Raw genomic sequence first — 24,634 nt, forward strand, 5'->3', positions numbered from 1 at the left:
TAGTAAGCTTGTATAACCTTTTTCTTGTATCATCTATATGTTGACGTGCATATTTAAATAAGGCATCTATTTGACACCTTAATTTAGAGAAAGGTTGTTAAAGACAGCTTTTATTTAAAATAAGCACCTATTTATGGATAACTATGGCTAGGGCGCGTCATCAATTAGCACATTGAGACATTTAGTGGCCTTAATATGGCTAAATTTTGTCAAACATCGTCAGAAATCTTGTCAATATATTCATATTTACGGCGAGTTCTTCCTTGTTTGGCGGCAATTTTTCTCATGTTAAGCCCCGCAGTCTAAATGATGATACGCCCTAGTTGCCTGTTTTAAATATAGGTGGCACAACTGAGCTAGACTGACCACTATAACCTTGACGCTACTGTGATATGTAACGAAATGTTTATTTTTATTATATTTTAAAATAAATACTGAACCCTTTTGCCCATTGGCATCATTGATTGCACAAAAAAGACAGCTAACGATTGAAGTTAACTGTCTTTTTTAAAGCGATTTATTTTTCAAAAAAGTGAATAAATAAACGCTCTAATCGTTGGCACGGGTATATTTGGCTTTGGCCATATTTTTAATACTAAAGCGTTCATTCATCATTTGATAAAAACGGGCGAGATTTTCACCTTGTCCATTGGGATCAACTTTAAGCACTTTCCCAAAATCCAAACTTAGATATAGCACAATATCAGCAAAGCTTAGCTGCTCACTTACCAGATATTCACGACCTTCTAATATCGTCTCAAAGTACGCCATGGCTTTGACGGCACGAGCAATTGATGGTACGACAAACTCTGGCACTTGCTCAACACGCTTTGCTTTGGATGGATGACTGTGCTGAAACGCCAGCATCAAATTATACATCACCTCAAACTCTGCAACACGGCGCATAGAGCACACTTGCGCACGCTGTATCACATCATTACCCATGACTGAACGCTCACCATAAACGCGGTCAAGATACTCACAGACTGCCTGTGAATCATTCAGCACTGTACCATCACCTAACGTTAAAACCGGTACGGTCTGCATCGGATTCATCTGAGTAAAAGCTTCTGACATCTGCTCGTTTGCAGAAAAATCAATATCTATCACGTCAAGGTCATCCATATCATCGACATCGAACCCCTTTGAGGCCAATAAGATAAGTGCTTTGCGTGGGTTGGGCGCTGTACGGGTGACGTATAGTTTTTTCATGGCGAACTCCTTGTAAGAATGTCTAAACAGTAACTTAGGGTTGATACGCTATACCACAGTTATAGCCTAATCTGGCCATCATGGCAAAGTCTTATTGACCATAAGATAGAAATAAATAAAGCCCCATCACTTTGCGTCATGGGGCTTTATTGAATCGTATTTATACAGCAGCCTACTTACTTATTTGGTGCAGGTGTGGTGCGTAGATACGGCTTAATTTCTGTATAGCCTTTAGGGTATTTGGCAGCAATGTCTTCGTTTTTGACACTTGGTGGAATGATCACGTCATCACCATCTTTCCAGTCTACCGGCGTCGCAATGTTATATTCGTCAGACAGTTGCAGAGCATCAATAACGCGAAGAATCTCGTCAAAGTTACGACCACAGCTTGCAGGATACGTTAAGGTTAGACGGATTTTTTTGCTTGGATCAATGATGAATACGCTGCGTACGGTATGAGTGCTGTCCGCATTTGGATGCATCATGTCATATAGCTCAGCCACTTCTTTGTTTGGATCCGCGATGATTGGGAAGTTCAGCTCAGTCCCTTGTGTCTCACCGATATCTTTTGCCCAAGCATGGTGATCATCTATACCATCAACTGAGATACAGATTGGCTTGACACCACGCTTTTGAAATTCACCATTAAGTGCAGCAGCACGGCCAAGCTCGGTCGTACAAACTGGCGTGAAGTCAGCTGGATGTGAGAAGAAAACAACCCAGTTATCACCCGCCCACTCGTGGAAATTGATGTCACCCTCTGTGGTTACTGCATCAAAATTCGGTGCGGTATCGCCTAAACGTAAATGTGCCATGCTCTATTCCTTAGCTATGTTGATGAACGCTTATATCGACACGTCGGCCTCGCGCTCTATTATTATCATCGACGTGCTCCGTGATCAAATATAACACAGAGCGCCTCAGTAAAAACTGACTTTATCTTAACAAACTGGTTATGAATGTCTTGTGACGGATTGTAATGCGGTTATACCATTTGCAAATAAGATCACAATGAATGATAACGACTCATTAGCCTATCAGCGTATTACTCAACGCTAGCCAGATTTAAACATAGGTGCACCATCAATCTTTAACTCAACCTTATCACCCTTCCATGCCAACTGTGGCGTTGCCTCACTCATACGCTTACTGGTCTCCCCTGAATGTTGCAAGGTAATGCCCTGCTCATCAATAATGGCGATGCCAATGACGTAGGTATATACGAAATTGCTTTTGGCTTTAGGGGAAGCTTTTATGTTAAAGACACATTCTATAATTTGATCTTTATATTGCATTCGCATTTTGGGCTGCAAAGAGGCGATGGAGACTGCGCCATTGGATACAGCGGAATAGACTGAAAATACCAGCGCAACTCTGCCGCCATAATGTTTAGCAATGTCTGAGCTGACCAAAACGGTCTCTTTTCCTGGCTCATTGGCACTAGCAACCTTAATATCACCTTGATGCTCAATATAAGGCATACGGCTCAAACTACCGCTTTGCTCTGGTGCATGGACATAGCTCATGGCTTTACCATTCTGTGCCAATATGCCGACGCGTAAATCCAAGTCATCATTGTTGGCGCTGGCATCACCATTATCTATCCATATCGCTTCTACTATTAAATGATCGTTTCCACCTTTAGTAAGATTGATTCGATGTTCGCTACCCGGTTTATCAAGCGTTACTTTTTTTAGATTAAAAGGCTGAGAGGTTGATGGACTATTTGGATTATGGGCAAAGTCATCCTGTGCGTAAGTCGCTTTATTTTCTTCTATCTGTTTGTCTGCTGCCTCATCATCAGCCACTTCACCACCGAAATGGGTGCCCAAAGCACTCAAGCCACCATTAAAACCTTGTCCAATAGCGTTAATGCGCCAAACCTCATTTTTGCGATAGACTTGTAATAACATGATAGCGCGTTCACTATCAAAGCCGTTACCATCGAAATTGTAAGTGGTTAACGTTTGCCCTGCTTGCTCTAATGTTACTTTACTAGCACCAAGCTCTCGCATGGTTATTTGCCCATCAATGGTCGCGGTCAATACCAAATAATCTATCGTATTGGGCAGTTTATTCAGATCGATATCGAAGCGCTGCTGCTGATTTGTCGCTTGCCAACTGACTGCCCCACATGGCGTCTTTGGCTGATTATAAAAAGTCATATAATCATCACTTGCCAGCTTTTGCTGACTATCCAGCCCAAAGCACGCTACGTCTATAACCGCGCTATTGGTCATCAATTCCACCACCAAAGTAAACTGCTGCGCGATACCTACATCAGTAAACTTAGCTTTTTGACCCGTAATGAGATTTAGCATTATTATTGTCCTAATGATAACTTATTATCAATTTATACTTATTCACAAAAAAGCCCATCCCTAGCGTACTAGAAATGGGCAGGCTTGAAAACCACTATTGTTCAGTATTATCTCAAAACAAATGCCATTTGCACGGCTTGCTATGTATTAGGCAGGTTTATAGCTGTCACGTAAGCTAACGATTTGATTAAAGACTGGTTTATCAGTGCTATGGTCTTCGCTATCAGAGATAAAGTAGCCTTCACGCTCAAACTGAAAACGCGTGCCAGCGTCAGCATTGGCAAGTGATGGCTCAACCACGGCATTGAGTTCAGTCAACGAGTTAGGGTTCAATGCTTGATGGACGTCAGCAACGCTGCTTGGGTCTTCAACACTGAATAGCTGCTCATACATACGCACGGTTGCTGGAACACCTTGACTGGCCGATACCCAGTGAATGACACCTTTAACCTTACGGCCTTCGGGATTTTGACCCAACGTAGTCGGATCAATGGTGGCTTTTAGCTCGACCACATTGCCCGCTTCATCCGTAATATGTTCAGTTACTGCCAACACATAGGTATTACGCAGGCGGATTTCTGGCTTTTCTGGTGACAAGCGCTTATAGCCTGCTGGCGGTTCAATCTCGTAATCGCCTTGGTCGATATATATCGTCTCAGTGAATGGGATTTCACGTTCGCCCATATCGACATTGGGATGGTTTGGCTGAGTCAACCATAAGGTTTGTGCGGCATCATCAAAACGCGCGTTGACGCTATCCGCTTTTAGAGATTCCCAGCTGCTAACCGCTTCTGCAAAGTTAGTGATGGTCACTTTTAATGGCTTGAGTACTGCCATACCACGGGCAGTCGTCGTCTCTAACGACTGACGAATACTAAACTCTAATAAGCGAAAATCAACCACGCTATCTACTTTCGTCACGCCTACACGTTCACAGAAGTCACGTAAACCCTCTGGCGTATAACCACGGCGACGCATACCAGCGACGGTTGGCATACGCGGATCATCCCAACCACTAACGATGTTTTCATCAACCAATTGCTTAAGTTTGCGTTTACTGGTCAACGTATGGTCCACATTCAAGCGGCTGAACTCGTACTGGTGCGGCGGCGTGGCAAAGCCAACTTTTTCGATGACCCAATCATAGAACGGGCGATGGTCTTCAAACTCTAGCGTACATAGTGAGTGAGTAATCCCTTCGAGCGCATCAGAGAGCGGATGGGCAAAATCATACATAGGATAGATGCACCATTTATCCCCTGTTTGATGATGCGATTGATGCATGACACGGTAGATGACAGGGTCACGCATGTTCATGTTTGGGCTTGCCATATCAATCTTGGCGCGCAACACGGCTTTGCCTTCAGTATACTTGCCGTCTTTCATATCAGTAAAGAGCGCTAGGTTTTCTTCGACACTGGCATCACGCTGCGGAGACGGCGTGCCTGCCTCATTGAATGAGCCACGGTTTTCTTTCATCTGTTCAGGCGATTGCAAGTCAACATACGCATCACCTTGTTCAATCAACTGCATTGCCCATGCATGCAACTGGTCAAAATAACCTGACGCATGGTGCGCTTCACCTGACCACTCAAATCCGAGCCATTTCACATCGTTTTCGATATTGTCGATGAAGTCTTGCTTTTCTGCCGTTGGGTTGGTGTCATCAAAACGCAGGTTACACACACCATCGAATTCTTTGGCCACACCAAAGTTTAAACAGATAGATTTTACATGACCTAAATGTAGGTAGCCGTTTGGCTCAGGCGGAAAACGCGTCACAATCTGTTGCTGTTTTTGCGCTTTGATATCGTCACGAATAATATTACGAATAAAGTCGTTTTTGTGCTCGTCTTTTTGTGCATTATTGCTTGAGTTCTCACTCATCGGGTATTGCTCCTAACGCAAATTGTCAGTTCACGATGCATGCCATCACACATCATGGAAAATTCAAACCAAACTATTAGGGCATGTCCTCAATTCAATCGATGGTCATCTAAATGGGTTAAAAATGGCTAAATCTTGCCAAACAGCGTCAAATAGCTGACTAATATCTCGATATTATCTGCGCTATTTTCCTTGTTTGACTGCAATTTATCTCATTTTCACCACCATTTTTAAAATGAGGACACGCCCTAAAAACAGGTTATCAAAAATGATAATAAAAAGTTAAAGTTACGTTATTCTATCAGCTTTTGCGAACGCATTAACAGCCTGATACATGACACAGACTAAAAAAGCCGTTAGACTACCCATGACTTTTTATTAACCAGCTTTTTACCCACCACTTAACAGCGTCATTTAAGGCGCTGCGACCAAAAAGGAATACCCCATGGTAGACATGCCACCAGTAGTAGAACTTGACACCAGTATGGGTGCGATCGTTATCGAACTCAATGAAGAAAAAGCACCAAAAACCGTAGAAAATTTTTTAAACTATGTAAAATCTGGTCAATATGACGGTACGATTTTTCATCGCATCATTGATGGTTTCATGATTCAAGGCGGCGGAATGGACGCTGAAATGAATGAAAAACCAACCAATGCTCCCGTTGAAAACGAAGCAGACAACGGTCTAAAGAATGACAAAGGTACGATTGCGATGGCGCGTACGCAAGATCCGCATTCAGCGACTAGCCAGTTCTTTGTAAACGTAAAAGACAACGACTTCTTAAACCACACTGGCAAAAACATGCAAGGTTGGGGCTATACTGTATTTGGTAAAGTCACAAGCGGTATGGATGTCATCGAAAAAATGAAAGGCGTACCAACAGGTCGTTTCGGCATGCATGCTGATGTACCAAAAGAGCCAGTCGTTATCAACTCAGCGACCATCATTACTCAATAGTAGTTATTTAATAGCTGCTACTCAGTGGTAGTTACTTAACGATAGCTGTGAATTAGTGAGCATTACTCAATAAAATTTATTAAGCAATGCTCGCTATAAGTCACGAGGATAAAGATAAATGCAAACTTTTAATCATTTAATCACGACCCGCCCTCATGAGGTGCGGCAAGTTTTGATTAGCGATTTGCATTTATCGCCTGAAGAGCCTGCCTTAGTGCAGGCTTTTTTGGCGCTGCTTGACGATTGCTTTGCCTTGCCTGCTCTCAAGCGTCTATTCATCTTAGGTGATTGGTTCGAAGTATGGCTGGGTGATGATGTTTATCTATCGTTGTCAGAAGATGAACGCCAGACCCATTGGCTCACCCCGCTTATCGTGAAGTTAAAAGCACTGCGAGTGGCTGGCTGTGAGATTTTGGTGATGCATGGCAATCGTGATTTTCTATTAGATCAACCATTCTGTAATTTATTCGGTGGTGAGCTTATTTATGAGCCATACACCCTAAACGTTGGGCAGCAAAACTACCGATTAGAGCATGGCGATGCGCTCTGTACCGATGATAAAAAATATCAGTTCTTTCGCAAAATCATGCGCAACCGATTGACTCAATGGTATTTACTTAATAAATCACTAGAAAAACGCTTGGCAATTGCTGATAACATGCGGCAAAAAAGTCAAAGAAATAACGCTAATAAAGCCACCCATATCATGGATGTCAATGCAGACGCAGTCAGTACAGTGATGGCTGATAGTGATGCCTTATTACACGGGCACACTCATCGTCCAGATATTCATCAAACTGCCAATGATAAAATGCGTTATGTCTTAGGTGATTGGCGACTATTAGATACAGAGACACGCCAGCCGAAAGTCAGTGCCGTTATTGGTGCAGTGATAGATGATGAACAATCAAATGACAGTTTTAGTAGTAATAATACTGAGTTTGGATTGTTTGAATTTAAAGTACTCGTTTAATTTGATTTTGGAATATATATTGAAAACAAAAAGGGTCTGTTGATGATACAACAGGCCCTTTTTACTGTCTCGCAATTGCTCGCTTGTATCTAGAGCATTTTTCGTTTTAAGGAATTAACTTAAAGAAATGCTGACGGTAATGCTTTAACTCACGGATAGAGTCACGAATATCATCTAGGGCTAAATGACTGCCACCTTTTTCAAAGTTTCTTAAGATATCAGGGCGCCAGCGGAAACAAAGCTCTTTGATAGACGACACATCGAGGTTACGATAATGAAAGAAGCGCTCAAGCTCTGGCATTTGGCGTGCCATAAAGCGACGGTCTTGACAGATTGAGTTGCCGCACATTGGCGACTTGCCGCTATCCACCCATTTGTTTAAAAACTTAATGGTCTCAGCTTCGGCTTCTGCTAATGTCACCGTACTGCGACGCACACGGTCGACCAATCCTGACTGGCCATGCTGCTTGGTATTCCAATCATCCATCTTATTTAAGACTTGATCAGATACCTTAATGGCAAACACAGGGCCTTCTGCCAATACATTCAAATCTTCGTCAGTGACGACAGTGGCAATCTCGATAATCTCGTCATTGACGGTATCAAGACCTGTCATTTCTAGGTCAATCCACACCAGCCCTTTTTTGCCTTGGTTTCTGATTTTAATTTTATTGGGATGGTCATCGGTACTCATATTTTGTCCTATGGTCAATAAAGCTTGGAACAACTTTGGGGCAATGTGAACTAAATAAACCACCTATAAATGGTCATGCTCAAATGATATTATGTTGCGCTGACGGATTCATAACATCTCAAAAACTTAAAACATTACAAAACCACCGTCCGGTATAGGCGCTTTAGGCTGTATGTTAGCAAATTTTCACGCTACACTTAGCAATATTTTTTTAATAGGTTCAAACCCATGGCATTAATCCGGCAACGCAAACTGACCAAACAGCAGATTCGTCGCATCGACAAGCAGCAATTGTTAAGTCAAGACAGCATCGATGGCAGTTTGATGGATGGCGTGGTCATGGCGCATTACGGTAAGCAACTAGAAGTGCAAGTCACCAGCTTGCCTGCGGTGATACCTGAGCAGCCAGAGATTGGACCTGATGATCCTGAGCCGTTTTGGCAAACGCTTGAGTTGGGTGATATTTGGCGTTGTCATGTACGTACCAATTTGCCGATGCTAGCGGCAGGCGACCAAGTACGCTGGAACGCCGACTCCAATACTGGATTTGGCCGTATCGAGTCCGTCAAACCACGCACCTCGCTGGTCTCTCGACCTGACCGCTATCATAAGCTCAAACCCGTCGCTGCCAACGTCGATATTTTGGCCATTGTCTTTGCACCACTGCCTGCTGCTGCACCCACACTGATTGATCGCTACCTAGTGGTTTGTCATCTTGCTGACGTAAAGCCATTATTGGTGCTGAACAAAGCCGATTTACTGGCGCAAGAAAACAGCGTCGATACCAATGAGTTATTGGCACAATATGCAGCACTTGGGTATGAGAGTGTCTTAACCTCAGTAGATTGCCCTGAAAACGTCGCTGACAGTGATGAGCAAGAAGGACTGGATGAGCTAAAACGCTACATAGATAAAAAACTGGTTATCTTTGCAGGACAGTCTGGTGTTGGTAAAAGCAGTTTAATCAATGCGCTGCTGCCAGAATCGGGTCAAGTGGTAAACATCATCTCTGAGAACTCGAAGCTCGGTCAGCATACCACTACCACCAGCCGCTTATTACCGTTTAATCCAGACGACTTGACTCAAGGTGGCATCGTCGATACGCCTGGTATCCGTGAATATGGTATTTGGCATTTGAGTCCAGATGATATTATCTCAGGCTTTGTTGAGCTTGCACCACTAGCAGGCTACTGTCAATTCCGTGACTGTCGTCATACTCACAACAGCAAAGGTTGCGCATTATGGCAAGCCGTGGCTGACGGTGAAGTATTGCAGCGCCGTGTCGAAAACCTTGTGACCCTTAGAGAAGAGGCCGATACTAAACCTTATTAATCGCGGCCTTATTAATCGTTCATCACTAGGTTGACCATCACACGTTTACTATGGATGGTCTAATCGGTATAATAGCGCCTTGTTCAATATCGTTGGGCTGGCTTCTCGGCTTAACAGAACACTTATTTTTTTGGAGGTATGGTTTGGATCGTGCGCTGGAATTTGTGGGCAACCACCCGTTTTTATTTGGTATATTAGCCGTACTTGCCGTGCTGTTTTTTACGATTGAAAACAAACGTAGCGGTAGAAAAATATCGCCTAACACCCTTGGTATGATGGTCAACTCGCAAAACGCACAGTTGATCGATATCCGTGCCAAAAAGAAATTTGAGACGGGCTATATCCAAGGCAGCCGCAACATACCTTTCACTGATCTCAAAGACCGCTTAGAAGAAATTCGTGCCATTGAGCAGCCAGTGATTATCATCTGCGATATGGGCGTACAAGCAGGCGCTGCCATTCAGATGATTGGTAAAGCTGAAGTCTATCGCTTAGAGGGCGGTGTTGGTGGCTGGCAAGGCGCTGGTATGCCATTGGTTGGTGTAAAAAATGCCAAATCAAAGAACAAAGGTAAAACGAAGCCCAGTCTAAGCAAATAATAGACCTGTATAGGCGCTTAAGTGAAGCGTTTATACACATTGCTTAGCCCATGTTTGTGTGACCTGACTGACGGTATCATCGCTACCAATGCTATGAAGAAGACACCTTTTTATCAGGTGTCTTTTTTTGTACCGCATTTATGATACTACAACGCGTTTTGGGCTAAGGCGGCTTGAATTTGTCATGCCCATCCCCACTTTAGTAATGAGCTTCACCGAATACATGTGCACATTACTCATTGATAACAGATTATACCGATACTTAGACGATGAACCTTTATCATGCGCTCTATCATCCGTTTGTTATCTCATAAATTTATAAATAAGGATTTCCCATGACTGTATCTGTCAAAGTTTATACCACCCCTATCTGCCCATATTGCTCAAACGCCAAACAACTACTAAAAACCAAAGGCGTTGATTATGAAGAAATTGGCATGCATGATATGAGCAGTGAAGAGCGCCAAGCACTGATGAAAAAAACCAATAACTATCGTACTGTGCCACAAATTTTCGTTGGTGAAACCTTTGTTGGTGGTTTTGATGAACTCAACCAAATGAACCAACAAGGCAAACTTGACGAGCTATTGGCAGGTTAATCTGCTACCTTGCTTTACTGCCTGTCTTTATCTATGTAAAGATAGGCAGCAATGGGTTTAAAATAGCAATAAAAAGTAGTGATAAAAAAACATCGAGTTTTAGTTTCGATTTATATTACAATGAACTTTTATTGAAATGACAGTTTGCCCAATCATTTGATTTAATTTTAGAGGAATTATCATGGCTGAAGAACAAGCACAACCACAATTGGCACTAGAACGCATCTACGTAAAAGACATGTCACTTGAAGTACCAGGCGCTGGCGTATTCACCAAAGAGTGGAACCCAGAGCTTGATATCAATTTGTCTAGCAACGCCGAAAAGCTGGATGATGAGCATTATCAAATCATCTTGACTGTGAGCGTTACCGCTAAAAATGCTGATGAAGCAGCCTTTATCGCTGAAGTGCATCAAGCAGGTATCTTTTTGCTAAAAGACATTCCAGAAGACCAAATCGGTCAAATCTTGGGTGCATACTGCCCTAACGTGCTATTCCCATACGCTCGTGAAGTCATCAGCGACATCGTGACGCGTGGTAGCTTCCCGCAATTGCTACTAGCACCTGTAAACTTTGATCAAGCTTACGCACAAAGCCAGCAGCAAGCACAAGTTGGTGCTGAAGGTAATGCCTAAGCTTTAATCAGAAATATGCGAGCTTTATCAGTCACATGTTTTGATAAAAAGGCCGTTTACTTATGATGAGTGAACGGTTTTTTTGTGGGTGCTTTTTAATTCTAAATGAACAAGCCATTACGACAAATAGATTCGTGAGATATAAAATCATCAGATACAAGATCATTAGGGCGTGTCCTCATTTTAAAAATGGTGATAAAAATGAGATAAATTGCCGTCAAACGAGGAAAATAGTGCAGATAATATCGAGATATTGACCAACTATTTGACGATGTTTGGCAAAATTTAGCTGTTTTTAGCCCATTTAGAGGACACTCGTTTGAATTGAGGACACGCCCTAGCCATAAAAAGACCCTGCTATTAAACAGGGTCTTTAATGACTATACCAACTAGCTAAAATTGATAATTAGCCTTTTAGTGCAGACAAAATTTGTTGCTTCACATCATCGATACCTTGCGTACCATCAAACTTGTCATACTTAGGCGCATCAGCACCTTCTTTGGCTTTATCTTGATAAAAACCAACCAATGCAGATGTCTGCTCATGATAAGTCGCTAGGCGATCACGAATCGTAGATTCTTTATCATCTTCGCGCTGGATTAGCGCTTCGCCAGTCACATCATCAAGACCATCTTGCTTAGGTGGATTGTGATGAACATGATAGACACGACCTGAGCCTGGATGCTGGCGGCGACCAGACAAGCGGCTCACGATTTCATCATCAGGCACACTGATTTCGATGACATGATCGATGGCAACTTCAGCATCTGCAAGTGCTTGCGCTTGAGGAATAGTGCGCGGAAAACCATCTAGGATACAACCATTCACACAATCAGGCTTAGCGATACGCTCTTTCACTAGGTTGATAATGAGGTCGTCAGAAACCAAACCACCAGCGTTCATGATATCTTTGGCTTTTTTGCCAAGCTCGCTGCCTTCTTTGATTGCTGCGCGAAGCATGTCACCAGTTGAGATCTGTGGAATATCATATTCTTTAGAAATAAACTGGGCTTGGGTACCTTTACCCGCGCCTGGTGGTCCTAGCAAAATAATACGCATCATTACACGACTCTCCTTAATAGATAGGATTTTGGGATTAATAAAACTTAGGGATTAGTAGTTTGCAAAGCTACCTTACCCTGTGGCCTTGCAAAGCTCAAGTATTTTCATTATTGCTGTGATAAGTTGGCATGACTTATCTGTTCATATACTATGGAATTTGTTGATTAATTTCCACATTGGCCTGATTTTGTTCTGCGCTGATCACCACTGGATTACCAGATAAATCGCCTGACTCTGCACTGGCATTGCCACTATGGCTGATACGAGCGATGACTGCTAACTGAATTTTATCTGTGCGAGCAGATTTCAAAGTACGCTCAGGCATCATGGCATCAAGATCACTTAGGCTAATAACAGCTTCACCTTGCTTGATAGTACTGATTGGTAAGCGTTTCGCCGCAAATGGTGGGCCGCCTTTGACGTCACGTATCGCCACAAATAGCACATCATCAGCTTTTACCAAGGGTAGTAGACTCGCGCTGATTTTGACCGTTACCTCAACGCCTTCAGACGCTTGCTGCTGCTGTAGAACCACATTAGCACTCAGCTCATCTAGACTTGATAATGCTTGCGTATGATCACCTGGTTTAGCAGAAATACTCTCACGTAGCCGCTTGATCCAGCCTTGTGCTTGATCGAAGTTACTAGCGCGAGCTTCACCCATTGCCATGAGCATTTGCGCGCCCTCATGCTTTGGGTTATTGGCCAGTACGTTTTCTAGCACGCGGCGACTATTTGCATCTAGCTGACCTTTATTAGAAAAGAAGCTGATTTGCGCATAAGTGGTCGCAATTTCTTCGTTATCAGGCGATAGACGATAAGCACGCGATAAAGCCTCTAATGCCGAATCAGTCGCCTCTAACGACAAGAACAACTCTGACAAGCGCATCCAGCGATTGTAATCACTAGCATGACGATAAACGTTGGTCTGCATGGCACTAATCAGCTGATTGCCATCTTCAATCGCCCAAGCAGGCGGCTGATCAATTTTTCCTGTTAACAAATCATCGGCCACTTGACCCACTTTGTCCTCGCTTGCCCAAAGCTCAAACACAGGCGTACGATCACTGACCATCAGATATGCCATGGCAGTCAATACAGGTACCCAAACCATGATAATCAATCGGCTTTTGATACCAGGCGTGACCATCGGTGATACTTCACGCTGAGCATCCAAAAGCTGACGTTCAAGCTCAAGCTTTTGGTTTTGATAATGATGGTCATCAATGATACCACTGTCTTTGTCTGTTTTTAGCTCTGCTAATCGCTCACGAAATACAGCGACGTTGATATCTAGCAGTTGATTGTCCAAAGGCTTACTATGCGTATGCGGTGCTCTTAGCCATGGCTTGATGGTAATAACCGCCAATAACAAGGCGATAAGTAAGCTTAGCGCAATAAATAAGCCAACAGTAGAAAATATGGTCATTTTTTGCCCCCAAGGCTTGTAGTATCGGCTTTGTCATCATTGTTAGCCCGTGACAACAGGCGATCAAGTTCTGCTTTTTCGGCGGCAGACAACGCTTTGACATGGTTATCTACTGCCACACCACTCTCGCCACTGGCGACAAGCTGCCGACGTTTACTGTGCCAAAACCAACCGACCAATAGAACGATGAGTAATAACGGCGGGAAAAACCATAAAATCCATGTTGAAGGGCGGACAGGCGGCTTGTAACTGATAAAATCACCGTAGCGTTCTTGCATATATGCTCGAATCTCGCCATCACTACGGCCATCTTTTATTAAATCATAGGTTTTTTGCTTCAAATCTTGGGCAATGGGTGCATCAGACCCAGCCAAATTTTGGTTTTGACATTTGGGACAACGCAGCTCTTCGATGAGACCACGATATTGGGCTTCTTGTTGGACAGAATCAAAATCATAGACATCAATGGCAGCAAAACTGGCCATACTGAATAGACAAGCGATAAACAAGCTTGCTAACTTTATGGACGCATTTCTTATTTGGTAGGCTATCATTTGCAGGCCTCCGCAACTTGGCTCGGATCTGGACTGACACCATTATTGCTAGCATCATTGAGCACCATCAAGCAAGGCGTGATACGACTTTGCCAATTGCTCTCATTGATCTCGCCGATGATATGCTGACGAATGATTCCATCACCATCGACGATGAATGTCTCAGGCGCACCAGTCAAACCCAAATCTAGAGCGAACTGTCCTGACAAGTCCTGAATAGACATCGAGAACGGATCACCACCGCGATTTAGGTATCCTAATGCATCACCAATATCATCTTTGTAGTTTACGCCCACCAAGTTAACACCGCGCTCTTCTAGCGTCATCAAAAAAGGGTGCTCAATGATACAAGTCGGACACCAAGAGCCCCAGATATTCATCAGAAATGGCTTATCAGGCAGATTGTCATTGGTCATGATACGACTGGTATCTGACAGTAATGGCAGCTCAAAAGCAGGCACAGGACGTTCAAGCGCCGTATTGGTCACGATATCAGTGGGTTTACCCAAACGCATATATAGCATGGCGATCAAACCAATAAAGATCACAAGCGGAATCAAAAACCCAATCTTAAGTTTTTTCTTACTGTTGACTTTATTGCTGCTTGCCGTTTTAGTGTCGTTGACAGTCGCTTGCTGAGCTTTTTTATCAGATTCATTGTTTGAGGTAGTCATCTTAACGCTCCCCTATCTTTGTAGCTGATGCATCCAAATCCGCAACTGTCGCAAAGCCTGATTTTTTGGCCGCGATTTGCGCAGGGGTTTTGGTCTTCTTAATGCGGTAACGACTGTCTAGCATACTGAGCAATGCACCAAACGCCATGATAAGCGCACCCAGCCATATCCAGCGGATAAGCGGTTTGACGTAGATACGAAACGCCCATTCATTGCTGTCTGCGGCAATCGGCTCACCAAGTGCCACATATACATCACGCATCAGATTGGCATCAATCGCAGCCTCCGTCATCGGCATCATACTGATGATATAGTTACGTTTTTCAGGATATAACGTGGTCACTTCTTGACCATCTTTACTGACTGTTACTTCTGCTTGCGTAGCGTCAAAGTTACTGCCTTTTACTTCACTAAAGCCTTTTACCGTAAAGTCATAGCCTTGCACATTGACACTGTCATTAGGCCCTAATGCCACATCGCGCTCAATGCTCAACGTGCTGGTAAATGCCACGCCGATGACCGCAATGATGACGCCGATATGAGCGGTTTGTTGACCCCAATAGCTTAGGCGCAATTGACGTAAACCCTTCAATCGACTCGGTGCATTTTTGGTCTTGTCTTTGAAATCGACAACCATCCATAACAACACCCAAAAACTGACCGCTAATGTGACACCGATATTTAACATCGCTGATGGACTGGTGAAATACGTGATAATGGCGGCCAATACCAAACTACTCGCCGCGATAACCATGCCAGCACCCAATAACGGGCGGCTGTCTTGTTTCCAGCGGATATTAGAACCCATACCCATCGCTACCAGTAGCAGCCATGTCAACGGCACAAATAGGGTGTTGAAGTATGGAGGACCAACCGATACCTGACCTAAGTTAAAGGCATCAGCAATAATAGGATATAGCGTACCAAGTAGTACGACTAAGGTTGAAATTAGAATAATAACGTTATTGATTACCAAAAATGATTCACGTGAGATGAGTCGGTACTGACTCTCGACCGTCAAACGCCAGCCACGTACAGCAAACATCAACAAACCACCGCCGACAATGATACCGAGGATGACCAGAATCACTAGACCACGCGTCGGATCAGCGGCAAATGAATGCACTGACGTGATGACACCTGAACGTACTAAGAACGTACCAAGCAAACTGAGCGCAAAAGCAAAGATTGCGAGCATAATCGTCCATGCTTTAAACACACCGCGTTTTTCGGTGACAGCAAGTGAATGCAATAGCGCTGTCCCTGCCAACCATGGCATCAATGAGGCGTTCTCTACTGGATCCCAAAACCACCAACCGCCCCAGCCAAGCTCATAATAAGCCCACCATGAGCCAAGCGCGATACCGACTGTTAAGAACCCCCAAGCAGCCAATGCCCATGGACGCGACCAACGTGTCCATACCGCATCCAAACGCCCTTCCCACAATGCTGCCATACAAAACGCAAATGGCACAACCATGCCCACATAACCCATATAGAGCATCGGCGGGTGAATAATCAAACCAAAATCTTGCAATACAGGGTTTAGATCCGCGCCATCAACAGGTAGATTGGGTAATGTGCGATCAAATGGCGATGAGGTAAAGATTAGCATCGCCAGCATCATCATCTGCACGCCTGCCAATATCACCAGCACTCGCGCGCGCATAGACAACGGCAACCCACGGCTAAAGTAAGAGACCAGCGCACACCAAGTGGCCATGATGGTCATCCAAAGCAGCAGCGAGCCTTCATGCCCGCCCCATGTCGCCGACAGCTTGTAGTACCAAGGCAGCAATGTATTGGAATGCTGAGTGACATAGACGAGACTAAAGTCGTTGTAATAAAAGCCTGCCATCAGCGCAGCAAATGAGGTAATCATTGCCGCAAATTGCGCCCATGCTAGACTTGGCGCCAAACGCTGCCAAGCGACGTGGTCACGCATGACGCCAATGGTTGGTAGTACCACCTGCAAAATCGCCAGTATAAAAGCGGCCAGCAAGGCAAAATAACCCAATTCTGTGATTAACATACGGTCTAACCTTGTTTACCTTGGATACAATTAAGGGTTCACCGATGGCATTGCTAGCCACTGGCAAACGCTAAATAGTCCTTTATGCGGTCATAGTTTACGGTTAAAAACTGAGGTTTCAATTGCTGTAGAAGCACATAAAACCCGCTACTATCATTGTGACGTATCAATATGAATGATTGATACAAAATGCTTATCTGTCGTTAATTTTACATTTTTTTAATTATTCAAAGCTTATTCAATACAGTTATACATTACCATTTGAAAATACTTATTAATGCATTACTGCATCGAGGGGAAGAACACTAACACTAAATGCAACCAACCTGCCAGAAATCCGGTCAAACCGCCCAATACAATCAACGTCATTTCATCCTCACGAAACGCTGGACGCAACAGGTTTTGAAACTCGTTTGGCGTAAGCGCACGTATTCTATCGCGAAACAGCCCAAATATCTTACTGGCTCGGCTTTCATTTAGCTCAGGATCTCGCAGTGGCACCATCGTTGCGACAATGGATTTGTCAATAATGGTGTTTTTTAGCTGGCCATAATCACGGCGACCCAATCCGACTCGCAACGTCGTACTGATAACAGGTGACTCTAGCACCATATACAGATGCGATTTCATCAAATCACGGGTTTGTGCCGAGCGATCACCATACATCATCTCATTCATGATGTTTTCTAGAGTGACCAAATCCTTCACCACAATCTCAGCAAAAACGTCAGAGACTTCCTCTTGGCGCTTCATAAAGCCACCTTGGAGGCGATACTTTGCGATATGCGGCATTACTGGTTTGATAAATGGGAAGCGATTCTGGACCGCAAAAAACTTCAAATAAGAGATGAAATGTGGCTCTACTGGATTAAACACCATCCAAATGGCAATCCAATTGGTTAGAAAACCCCAAATCGCCGCAAAAAATGGTACGGTCCAATGCTGTGGCACCACTAGAAATATAAACAGCTGAATGATACCAAATACTAAGCCAATCAATGCGCTGATATGCCAGATAAAATCGATCTCTTTTTGACCGACTTTTAAAAACATATTGACCATCAAACGACGATCATTTTCCATCGTATTGACAATCATCTTACGCATATCGACCAGATCTTCGACATGATGGGTCAAATCCGTCACGAGTGACTGCATAATACTGGGCAATTCTTTATGGGCTTGCGCATAGACACGGCGCTTTAACGCATAAGGCAGATTGCCCCACAATGCTGGCGAGTGATCCAGCATAATCTCATCAATCAATGGCTCAAGATTTTTGTCTACCGTATCAGTGACGAATATCGCCATCTGTTCAGGTTCCATCGCCTTAAAAAACTCATCAAGCGAACCGAGTTTCGAGAGCGTCTGGTCAACGATAACCCCTGATATCTTACCCGCTTTGCGCGGCACGATACCTTGCCAGCCGATACCTGGCAACCCAAAAAACGGGAAGTTTGGAATACGAATACCCCAAAACTTGACCGGATAAAATAGCATCTTGAGCGCCATCCAGACATGTACCCAAGTGACAAATGCCGTCACTGGCGGAATGGTCAGCATGGCAAAAAACTCTGGGTGTTCCGCGATCGTCTGCCACAATGAAGTTACGCCCATGACTTATCTAGTCCCTGACAGGTTGATTGTCGTTGCTAATATTGTCGTTACTAATAACGAACCTGTAGCAAAATCAGAACGTTCCAAAAGACGCTCTGCCCATAATAACCACTATAAAATAAATCGCCTGATTTTAGCATACTTGCTATTTATTAGCACATGTAGACCCTCGGCAAGTTGTGACTAAAGGTGACACCTCTTATACCATCCTTTTGGTAGCTAACATATCCGTATGGCCCGTCGCTTATATAGCGGACAACCGCAATAAAATAAATGGCAGGTTACTGCGCCTTCTCATTTGTTCTGTTATAATTTGTAGTGAAATAACACAGACCACCTGCGTATCAATGGATGTGTGCTGATTTCACGCCATATCATCCTATGTGATTGAAACCATTTGCCTTATCCTTTAGACTCACCGCACTTTGGTTGATTAACCTGCCCACTTACTCCTCTCTTGCTGACTCACTGACCGTTTGGGCTCTGATTTTCTATGAATAAACCGCTAACTCCCAATACCGAAAAGGTCAACAGCATTTTTACCAATCGTATTATTATCTTTGGGATTTTGATATTCATTGGCTTAGGCGGCCTGATAATGCGTTATGGCTACCTACAAGTCTACGCTCATGACAAGTACACAACGCAAGCTGATAACAATCGAATCAAGCTGATATCTGCACCGCCTAGCCGCGGCTATATTTACGATCGTAACGGCGTGATACTGGCGGACAATCAGCCTGTATTTACGGCAATGTTAAGCCCTGACGAGGTCGAAAACCCTGAGCGTACGTTGAATTTGCTCGCGCCTATCTTTGAATTAACCGATAAAGATATTACCGATATTTTGGCGCGTCTAAGTAAAAATAAGAATGACCCTGTCACCATAAAAATCGACCTAACAGAAGCACAATTGGCTCAGTTTAGTGAGCGCAAGCCCTTCTTTCGCGGGGTCTCTATTCAGAGTAAGCTGACACGCTCCTACCCTTACGATAAGCTATTTGCGCATGTCATCGGTTATGTCGGTCGTATCAATGATAAAGAGTCTAAACGCATCGATAAAGATCGCTATGCGGGTACTGACTTGATCGGTAAAATCGGTATTGAAGACTATTATGAAGATATCTTACTAGGACAACCAGGCTATCAATCGGTAGAAACAGACGCTCATGGCAATATTTTACGTCAATTGGATACCAAACTTCCCATAGCAGGTAATGATATTACGCTGAGCTTGGATTATGGTTTGCAAACCATCGCCCAGCAGCAACTGGATGGTCGACGCGGGGCAATCGTAGCGATAGATCCCAAAAACGGTGACGTCTTAGCGTTTGTCAGCAACCCAAGCTACGACCCCAACCCTTTTATCTCAGGCATATCCTTTAGAGACTATGGCGACCTGCGTGAAGATTTGGATCAGCCACTATACAATCGCGCACTACAAGGGATGTACCCTCCTGCTTCTACTATTAAACCGTTCGAAGGTTTGGGCGGTATTCATTATGGCCTACGAGATTGGAACAGCACCATTTATGATCCTGGCTATTTTAGCTTACCGGGAGATACGCATCGATTCCGTGACTGGAAACGTGGCGGGCATGGCACGGTAGATCTCAAAAAATCCATCATGATGTCGGTCGATACTTATTATTATAAGTTGGCCTATGAGATGGGGATACAACGTCTGCATGATTGGATGACACGCTTTGGGTTTGGTCAACAAACAGGCATTGATTTGCCCAATGAGAAGTCAGGCATTATGCCATCGCCAAAATGGAAAAAAGACACTTACGATAGAGACTGGCTACCGGGTGAAACCATCTCGGTCAGTATTGGACAAGGGTATTTTTTAGCCACGCCGCTACAGGTTGCCAACGCTACAGCCATGACAGCCAGTAAAGGTCAGCACATTACCCCGCATTTATTAAAAAGCAGTGACGGTGCTGCGGACGTCAAAATCATTACTAAACCAGATGGCAAAATTGACTATAACGGTAAGCCGTCCGACTGGCTACGTATGCATGATGCGATGGAAGACACGGTCAAAAGCGGTACTGGGCGCGGTATCTACACCCCACGCTATCGCATTGCAGGCAAAACTGGTACGGCACAGGTGAAATCGATTGCGCAAGGTAAACGTTATGACAAGTCTGCTATAGATAAACGCTATTGGGATCATGCTTGGTTCAATGGCTTTGCACCAGTAGAAGACCCTCAGATTGCCCTTGCCGTATTGGTCGAAAATGGTGGTGGCGGTAGTAAAGTTGCTGCACCGATAGGACGTGCGCTGTTTGACTACTGGGTATTACAACGCAAAAGCAATCCTATACTGCCACCAACAGCTGATGAGTTGAAAGTCATCAAACGTCAAAAAGCATTTGATAAAGCACTGCGTGATGCCCTGCGCGATAAAGAAGAAAAAGCATTGGAAGCTCAAGAGGCGGCAGCGGCAGAAGCACCAACGACAGCGCCGTCTGAATAATAGTGCCTATTTTTGTAAATGTTCAACACGCTCTGACAATACTTAAGAAAAAAGATCTAAATAAAAACATCTAAGAAACAGCACCTAAGTGAACAACAGTAAGCGAGACACTCTTAATGAAAAAGACCTCAAACGGGCGCACACCAAAGAACAATCACAAAGCAAAGCGTGGCGCGGCTGGTGATGTTCGTATCATTGGTGGGCAATTTAAGCGCCGTATTGTAAGTTTCATCGATGCAGATGGCTTACGCCCGACCCCAGACCGTCTGCGCGAGACACTGTTTAACTGGCTACTGGCTGATATTCATGGGGCTTATGTGCTGGATAGCTGCGCAGGTAGTGGCGTACTGGGGTTTGAAGCGCTGTCTCGCGGTGCAGCTCACACCACTTTTATCGAAATCAATACTGCACAAAGCAACATGCTACGCCAAAGCGCTGAGCAGCTGCGCCTTGATGCCGCTGCTTATCAAATCATTACTGGCACTGCTGAGCAAATACTGAGCCAAGATCAACTAACCACTCGACCTTTTAATGTTGTATTTATTGATCCACCTTACGCTCAGGATCTATGGCAGCCAATTTTGACAGTCCTGATTACTCAGTCGTTAATTGATACCGAAACGCTGATTTATTTGGAAGCTGACAAAGATTTAGAGAGTCAACTGCAGCAATTGGCAAATACTTTAAATAATAATTTAATTGCTCAAGAGCAGACAACCCTAAAGGTTGTGGCGTTTGAATGCTTGAAACAAACCAAAGTTGGACAAGTTGTCGCTGGACTTTATCGGCTATCATCGTCATAATTGCACGGTGATTACCAAACGTAACATTGACGGTTATGTCATTTGTCATGTTTGATAAATCACTTAATACCCACTAAAAATGTCTAAAACCGCTTAAAACTGGCCAAACGCTGCAGTTAAATGTATATAAGGCAAAAATAAACCCTAATGCAGCTTGCAAGCGTAGGCTCTACTGCTTATAATGTGCAGTCTGTTTTTTGAGAGCCCCGTTCCCAGCTAAACTCTCAATGAATTCTAATTTTAAGGTTTTATCATGAAAACACTTAGTGCAAAACCAGCTGAAGTGACCCATGACTGGTATGTCGTAGATGCTGACGGCAAAACCCTTGGTCGCTTAGCCACTCAAATTGCTACTCGCTTACGTGGCAAGCATAAGCCTTCTTTTACGCCGCACGTTGATACTGGTGACTTTATTGTTGTCATCAATGCTGACAAAATCACGGTAACGGGTAAAAAAGCGCAAGACAAAAAATACTATCGTCACAGTGGCTACCCAGGTGGTATCAAAGAAACTAACTTCAGTAAATTGCTTGCACATAAGCCTGAAGATGTTCTACACAAAGCAGTTAAGGGTATGCTTCCAAAAGGCCCTCTTGGCTATGCGATGATCAAGAAGCTGAAACTATATGCGGGTACTGAACATCCACATGAAGCACAGCAACCTAAAGCACTAGACATCTAAGGATACACTTATGGAACGCAATTACGGAACTGGTCGTCGTAAGACTTCTACTGCTCGTGTCTTTTTATCAAAAGGTACTGGTAGCATTGTCGTTAACGGCAAGCCACTTGACGAATACTTCAGCCGTGAAACTTCACGCATGGTAGTACGTCAGCCATTAGAGCTATTAGACTCTGCTAACGCATATGACTTATATGTAACTGTTGCAGGTGGTGGTATTAGTGGTCAAGCTGGCGCAATCCGCCACGGCATCACTCGTGCGCTAATCGAAGCTGATGAAGCTTCGAAACCTGCTCTAAAAGCAGCTGGCTTTGTTACTCGTGACTCACGTCAAGTTGAACGTAAGAAATTGGGTCTACGTAAAGCACGTAAACGTCCACAATTCTCGAAACGTTAATCAAAGCTATCTTTTATTTTTTTGCGACTGTTGTCTTTATCTCAGAGCGGCAGTATTCGCATTAAATAAAAGAGTAGATTTGCAAAACCTTACAAGCTGTTCGCAGCTTGTAAGGTTTTTTTATGGCTATTGATTAGGGCGTGTCCTCATTTTAAAAATGGTGATAAAAATGAGATAAATCGCAGTCAAACAAGGAAAATAGCGCAGATAATATCGAGATATTAGTCAGCTATTTGACGCTGTTTGGCAAGATTTAGCCATTTTTAACCCATTTAGATGACTATCGATTGAATTGAGGACATGCCCTAGATAGATCGTTATCTTTCATATTTTATAGATACGCCAATTCATGGCATTTTGATAGACTTATTTTGCCAAAAACCAACTTGTAAACCCGTTGTCACTACCCCATTATCATAATAACTTTTCATCAATAGCCACAATGCTATAAGATGCTATAACCCGATGCCATAAAAGTGCTGCAAAAGGATATTATGAAAGCGCCCGAACAATACGATCCCAGTAAACACTCTTCCAAAGACAGCATGCCCTCACCGAGCATACAGCCGTCGGCTAAGTCACCAGCACTCCCTGCTGGTACGCCAACGATTACGCAAACCCATAAGCGCACAGCGCAAGCCGATAAGAAATCCTTTCAATGGCAGTTTTTATCACCTAGATACTGGGGCATTTGGGTATTGTTCTTGGTCATGTTACCAATGATATTGCTACCATTACGTTGGCAATTTTGGCTAGGTCGTAAACTGGGTGTTTTGCTTTATAAAATAGCAGGCTCTCGCAGGCGGGATACGTTGATTAACCTCAAGCTGGCCTTTCCAGAAAAACCTGAAGTTGAACGTGAACTGATGGCCAAGCAAGTCTTTGTCAATCAAGGTATTGGGGTATTTGAAACTTTGTGTGCCTGGTTCCGCCCGAATATTTTTACTCGCACGGTCTCTATTTCAGGCTTACAGCATTTGGTCAATGCGCAAAAAGAAGGACGCGCGGTAATTTTGCTGGGCGCTCATTACACCATGCTAGATCTGGGTGGCTTATTTTGTGCCCAATTTTTTGCCTTAGACTGTATGTATCGCACACAAAACAACCCGCTGCTTGACTGGTTTATTTATAATGGTCGTACCAATATTTTTGGTAAGCAAATCTCCAGTCGTGACATGCGTAGTTTAGTCAATTCCATCAAGGCAAAACATGTTATTTGGTACTCGCCTGATCAAGACTATGGTCTTAAACAAGGTGTCATGGCACCGTTTTTTGGTGTGCCAGCCGCAACGATTACAGCATCGCGTCGCATGGCTAAACTGGGTGACAAGACACATCCACCAGCGCTAATGGCGCTACATACCTATCGTCAAACGCCGGACAATTTACCAAGGGGTAAACGTCCGCATTATCATCTGACGATTACGCCTGAGATAAATAACTATCCGAGTAATGATGAAGTTGCTGACGCCACTCAGGTTAATGAAGTCTTAGAAGGACTCATTCGTATCGATCCTACCCAATGGATGTGGTTTCATCGGCGCTTTAAACATGGTCCGAAAGGTCGCACGGATATCTACAAGTAGCCGTTATTGCAAAGAAAAATGGTCGAAAAGTTTGTTATACTTTGTGGTCAATATTTTCACTATGACTAGGGCGTGTTCTCAATTCAATCGATAGTCATCTAAA

Annotated in this window: 22 protein-coding genes; 11 read left to right on the forward strand and 11 right to left on the reverse strand. The window is 43.8% G+C overall.

Annotated elements, in window-relative coordinates; genetic code table 11:
* Positions 1 to 549: 549 nt before the first annotated feature.
* From QL982_RS04290 to QL982_RS04305, 4 genes are all read right to left on the reverse strand, one after another.
* Positions 550 to 1,212: a glutathione S-transferase family protein gene (locus QL982_RS04290; protein WP_290164535.1), complete on the reverse strand. Its 663-nt coding sequence runs from the start codon at positions 1,210 to 1,212 to the stop codon at positions 550 to 552.
* A 176-nt stretch (positions 1,213 to 1,388) separates the two neighbouring features.
* Complete coding sequence (locus tag QL982_RS04295; protein WP_290190179.1) at positions 1,389 to 2,027, reverse strand: peroxiredoxin; 639 nt, start codon at positions 2,025 to 2,027, stop codon at positions 1,389 to 1,391.
* A 240-nt stretch (positions 2,028 to 2,267) separates the two neighbouring features.
* Complete coding sequence (locus QL982_RS04300; RefSeq protein WP_290164532.1) at positions 2,268 to 3,533, reverse strand: TerD family protein; 1,266 nt, start codon at positions 3,531 to 3,533, stop codon at positions 2,268 to 2,270.
* A gap of 147 nt (positions 3,534 to 3,680) precedes the next feature.
* Entirely contained in the window at positions 3,681 to 5,420 is a 1,740-nt protein-coding gene (locus QL982_RS04305) for a glutamine--tRNA ligase/YqeY domain fusion protein (RefSeq protein WP_290164530.1), read from the reverse strand.
* Between the two features lie 445 nt (positions 5,421 to 5,865).
* On the opposite strand from QL982_RS04305, the gene QL982_RS04310 reads away from it, so the two are divergent.
* Both QL982_RS04310 and QL982_RS04315 read left to right on the forward strand, forming a co-directional pair.
* The gene (locus QL982_RS04310) at positions 5,866 to 6,381 is read left to right on the forward strand and encodes a peptidylprolyl isomerase (protein ID WP_290164203.1); all 516 of its coding nucleotides are present in this window, start codon (positions 5,866 to 5,868) and stop codon (positions 6,379 to 6,381) included.
* A gap of 118 nt (positions 6,382 to 6,499) precedes the next feature.
* Positions 6,500 to 7,354, forward strand: a complete 855-nt coding sequence (locus QL982_RS04315; RefSeq protein WP_290164202.1) for a UDP-2,3-diacylglucosamine diphosphatase — start codon at positions 6,500 to 6,502, stop codon at positions 7,352 to 7,354.
* Positions 7,355 to 7,460: 106 nt separating this feature from the next.
* Here QL982_RS04315 and orn read toward each other — a convergent pair whose 3' ends face one another.
* Positions 7,461 to 8,048 (reverse strand): oligoribonuclease, encoded by a 588-nt coding sequence (orn, locus tag QL982_RS04320; RefSeq protein ID WP_197099964.1) that lies wholly within the window; start codon positions 8,046 to 8,048, stop codon positions 7,461 to 7,463.
* 228 nt (positions 8,049 to 8,276) lie between these two features.
* On the opposite strand from orn, the gene rsgA reads away from it, so the two are divergent.
* The 4 genes from rsgA (at position 8,277) to secB (ending at position 11,212) form a co-directional block, all read left to right on the forward strand.
* Positions 8,277 to 9,380, forward strand: coding sequence for a ribosome small subunit-dependent GTPase A (gene rsgA, locus QL982_RS04325; protein ID WP_290190180.1), 1,104 nt, complete (start codon positions 8,277 to 8,279; stop codon positions 9,378 to 9,380).
* A gap of 143 nt (positions 9,381 to 9,523) precedes the next feature.
* A complete protein-coding gene (locus QL982_RS04330) occupies positions 9,524 to 9,979 on the forward strand; it encodes a rhodanese-like domain-containing protein (protein ID WP_290164200.1) in 456 nt (151 codons plus the stop codon).
* A gap of 335 nt (positions 9,980 to 10,314) precedes the next feature.
* Positions 10,315 to 10,578, forward strand: coding sequence for a glutaredoxin 3 (grxC, locus tag QL982_RS04335; protein ID WP_021813631.1), 264 nt, complete (start codon positions 10,315 to 10,317; stop codon positions 10,576 to 10,578).
* Positions 10,579 to 10,756: 178 nt separating this feature from the next.
* Positions 10,757 to 11,212: a protein-export chaperone SecB gene (gene secB / locus QL982_RS04340; protein WP_290164205.1), complete on the forward strand. Its 456-nt coding sequence runs from the start codon at positions 10,757 to 10,759 to the stop codon at positions 11,210 to 11,212.
* Between the two features lie 406 nt (positions 11,213 to 11,618).
* Here the strand turns inward: secB and adk are convergent, their stop codons facing one another.
* The 6 genes from adk to QL982_RS04370 all read right to left on the reverse strand — a co-directional run bounded on the left by adk (position 11,619) and on the right by QL982_RS04370 (position 18,581).
* Positions 11,619 to 12,275, reverse strand: coding sequence for an adenylate kinase (gene adk, locus QL982_RS04345; RefSeq protein WP_290164199.1), 657 nt, complete (start codon positions 12,273 to 12,275; stop codon positions 11,619 to 11,621).
* A gap of 148 nt (positions 12,276 to 12,423) precedes the next feature.
* A complete protein-coding gene (gene ccmI / locus QL982_RS04350) occupies positions 12,424 to 13,704 on the reverse strand; it encodes a c-type cytochrome biogenesis protein CcmI (RefSeq protein ID WP_290164198.1) in 1,281 nt (426 codons plus the stop codon).
* On the reverse strand, positions 13,701 to 14,258 hold the full coding sequence (locus QL982_RS04355) for a cytochrome c-type biogenesis protein (RefSeq protein ID WP_290164197.1): 558 nt from the start codon (positions 14,256 to 14,258) through the stop codon (positions 13,701 to 13,703). The genes ccmI and QL982_RS04355 overlap by 4 nt, the downstream gene beginning before the upstream one ends.
* Positions 14,255 to 14,932, reverse strand: coding sequence for a DsbE family thiol:disulfide interchange protein (locus QL982_RS04360; RefSeq protein WP_290164196.1), 678 nt, complete (start codon positions 14,930 to 14,932; stop codon positions 14,255 to 14,257). The genes QL982_RS04355 and QL982_RS04360 overlap by 4 nt, the downstream gene beginning before the upstream one ends.
* 1 nt (position 14,933) lies before the next feature.
* The gene (locus QL982_RS04365) at positions 14,934 to 16,964 is read right to left on the reverse strand and encodes a heme lyase CcmF/NrfE family subunit (RefSeq protein ID WP_290164195.1); all 2,031 of its coding nucleotides are present in this window, start codon (positions 16,962 to 16,964) and stop codon (positions 14,934 to 14,936) included.
* Positions 16,965 to 17,246: 282 nt separating this feature from the next.
* Entirely contained in the window at positions 17,247 to 18,581 is a 1,335-nt protein-coding gene (locus tag QL982_RS04370) for a hypothetical protein (protein WP_290164194.1), read from the reverse strand.
* Positions 18,582 to 19,074: 493 nt separating this feature from the next.
* Here QL982_RS04370 and mrdA point away from each other — a divergent pair, with 493 nt between their 5' ends.
* The 5 genes from mrdA (at position 19,075) to QL982_RS04395 (ending at position 24,531) form a co-directional block, all read left to right on the forward strand.
* Complete coding sequence (gene mrdA, locus QL982_RS04375; protein ID WP_290164193.1) at positions 19,075 to 21,063, forward strand: penicillin-binding protein 2; 1,989 nt, start codon at positions 19,075 to 19,077, stop codon at positions 21,061 to 21,063.
* Positions 21,064 to 21,179: 116 nt separating this feature from the next.
* Positions 21,180 to 21,866 carry a 16S rRNA (guanine(966)-N(2))-methyltransferase RsmD gene (rsmD, locus tag QL982_RS04380; RefSeq protein WP_290164192.1) on the forward strand — a complete coding sequence of 229 codons (687 nt, stop codon included), beginning with the start codon at positions 21,180 to 21,182 and terminating at the stop codon, positions 21,864 to 21,866.
* Positions 21,867 to 22,119: 253 nt separating this feature from the next.
* The gene (gene rplM / locus QL982_RS04385) at positions 22,120 to 22,548 is read left to right on the forward strand and encodes a 50S ribosomal protein L13 (protein WP_010199223.1); all 429 of its coding nucleotides are present in this window, start codon (positions 22,120 to 22,122) and stop codon (positions 22,546 to 22,548) included.
* Between the two features lie 10 nt (positions 22,549 to 22,558).
* Positions 22,559 to 22,945 carry a 30S ribosomal protein S9 gene (gene rpsI, locus QL982_RS04390; protein WP_290164191.1) on the forward strand — a complete coding sequence of 129 codons (387 nt, stop codon included), beginning with the start codon at positions 22,559 to 22,561 and terminating at the stop codon, positions 22,943 to 22,945.
* Between the two features lie 494 nt (positions 22,946 to 23,439).
* The gene (locus tag QL982_RS04395) at positions 23,440 to 24,531 is read left to right on the forward strand and encodes a lipid A biosynthesis acyltransferase (protein WP_290164190.1); all 1,092 of its coding nucleotides are present in this window, start codon (positions 23,440 to 23,442) and stop codon (positions 24,529 to 24,531) included.
* Positions 24,532 to 24,634 lie beyond the last annotated feature (103 nt).

This window comes from Psychrobacter sp. 5A.1, assembly GCF_030407455.1.
Taxonomy (GTDB): Bacteria; Pseudomonadota; Gammaproteobacteria; order Pseudomonadales; family Moraxellaceae; genus Psychrobacter.

Bases quoted from the DNA above. Each gene is read 5' to 3' on its own strand.
- QL982_RS04290 (WP_290164535.1), bottom strand. From the start codon at position 1,212: ATGAAAAAACTATACGTCACCCGTACAGCGCCCAACCCACGCAAAGCA.
- QL982_RS04295 (WP_290190179.1), bottom strand. From the start codon at position 2,027: ATGGCACATTTACGTTTAGGCGATACCGCACCGAATTTTGATGCAGTA.
- QL982_RS04300 (WP_290164532.1), bottom strand. From the start codon at position 3,533: ATGCTAAATCTCATTACGGGTCAAAAAGCTAAGTTTACTGATGTAGGT.
- QL982_RS04305 (WP_290164530.1), bottom strand. From the start codon at position 5,420: ATGAGTGAGAACTCAAGCAATAATGCACAAAAAGACGAGCACAAAAAC.
- QL982_RS04310 (WP_290164203.1), top strand. From the start codon at position 5,866: ATGGTAGACATGCCACCAGTAGTAGAACTTGACACCAGTATGGGTGCG.
- QL982_RS04315 (WP_290164202.1), top strand. From the start codon at position 6,500: ATGCAAACTTTTAATCATTTAATCACGACCCGCCCTCATGAGGTGCGG.
- orn (WP_197099964.1), bottom strand. From the start codon at position 8,048: ATGAGTACCGATGACCATCCCAATAAAATTAAAATCAGAAACCAAGGC.
- rsgA (WP_290190180.1), top strand. From the start codon at position 8,277: ATGGCATTAATCCGGCAACGCAAACTGACCAAACAGCAGATTCGTCGC.
- grxC (WP_021813631.1), top strand. From the start codon at position 10,315: ATGACTGTATCTGTCAAAGTTTATACCACCCCTATCTGCCCATATTGC.
- adk (WP_290164199.1), bottom strand. From the start codon at position 12,275: ATGATGCGTATTATTTTGCTAGGACCACCAGGCGCGGGTAAAGGTACC.
- ccmI (WP_290164198.1), bottom strand. From the start codon at position 13,704: ATGACCATATTTTCTACTGTTGGCTTATTTATTGCGCTAAGCTTACTT.
- QL982_RS04355 (WP_290164197.1), bottom strand. From the start codon at position 14,258: ATGATAGCCTACCAAATAAGAAATGCGTCCATAAAGTTAGCAAGCTTG.
- QL982_RS04360 (WP_290164196.1), bottom strand. From the start codon at position 14,932: ATGACTACCTCAAACAATGAATCTGATAAAAAAGCTCAGCAAGCGACT.
- QL982_RS04365 (WP_290164195.1), bottom strand. From the start codon at position 16,964: ATGTTAATCACAGAATTGGGTTATTTTGCCTTGCTGGCCGCTTTTATA.
- QL982_RS04370 (WP_290164194.1), bottom strand. From the start codon at position 18,581: ATGGGCGTAACTTCATTGTGGCAGACGATCGCGGAACACCCAGAGTTT.
- mrdA (WP_290164193.1), top strand. From the start codon at position 19,075: ATGAATAAACCGCTAACTCCCAATACCGAAAAGGTCAACAGCATTTTT.
- rsmD (WP_290164192.1), top strand. From the start codon at position 21,180: ATGAAAAAGACCTCAAACGGGCGCACACCAAAGAACAATCACAAAGCA.
- rplM (WP_010199223.1), top strand. From the start codon at position 22,120: ATGAAAACACTTAGTGCAAAACCAGCTGAAGTGACCCATGACTGGTAT.
- rpsI (WP_290164191.1), top strand. From the start codon at position 22,559: ATGGAACGCAATTACGGAACTGGTCGTCGTAAGACTTCTACTGCTCGT.
- QL982_RS04395 (WP_290164190.1), top strand. From the start codon at position 23,440: ATGAAAGCGCCCGAACAATACGATCCCAGTAAACACTCTTCCAAAGAC.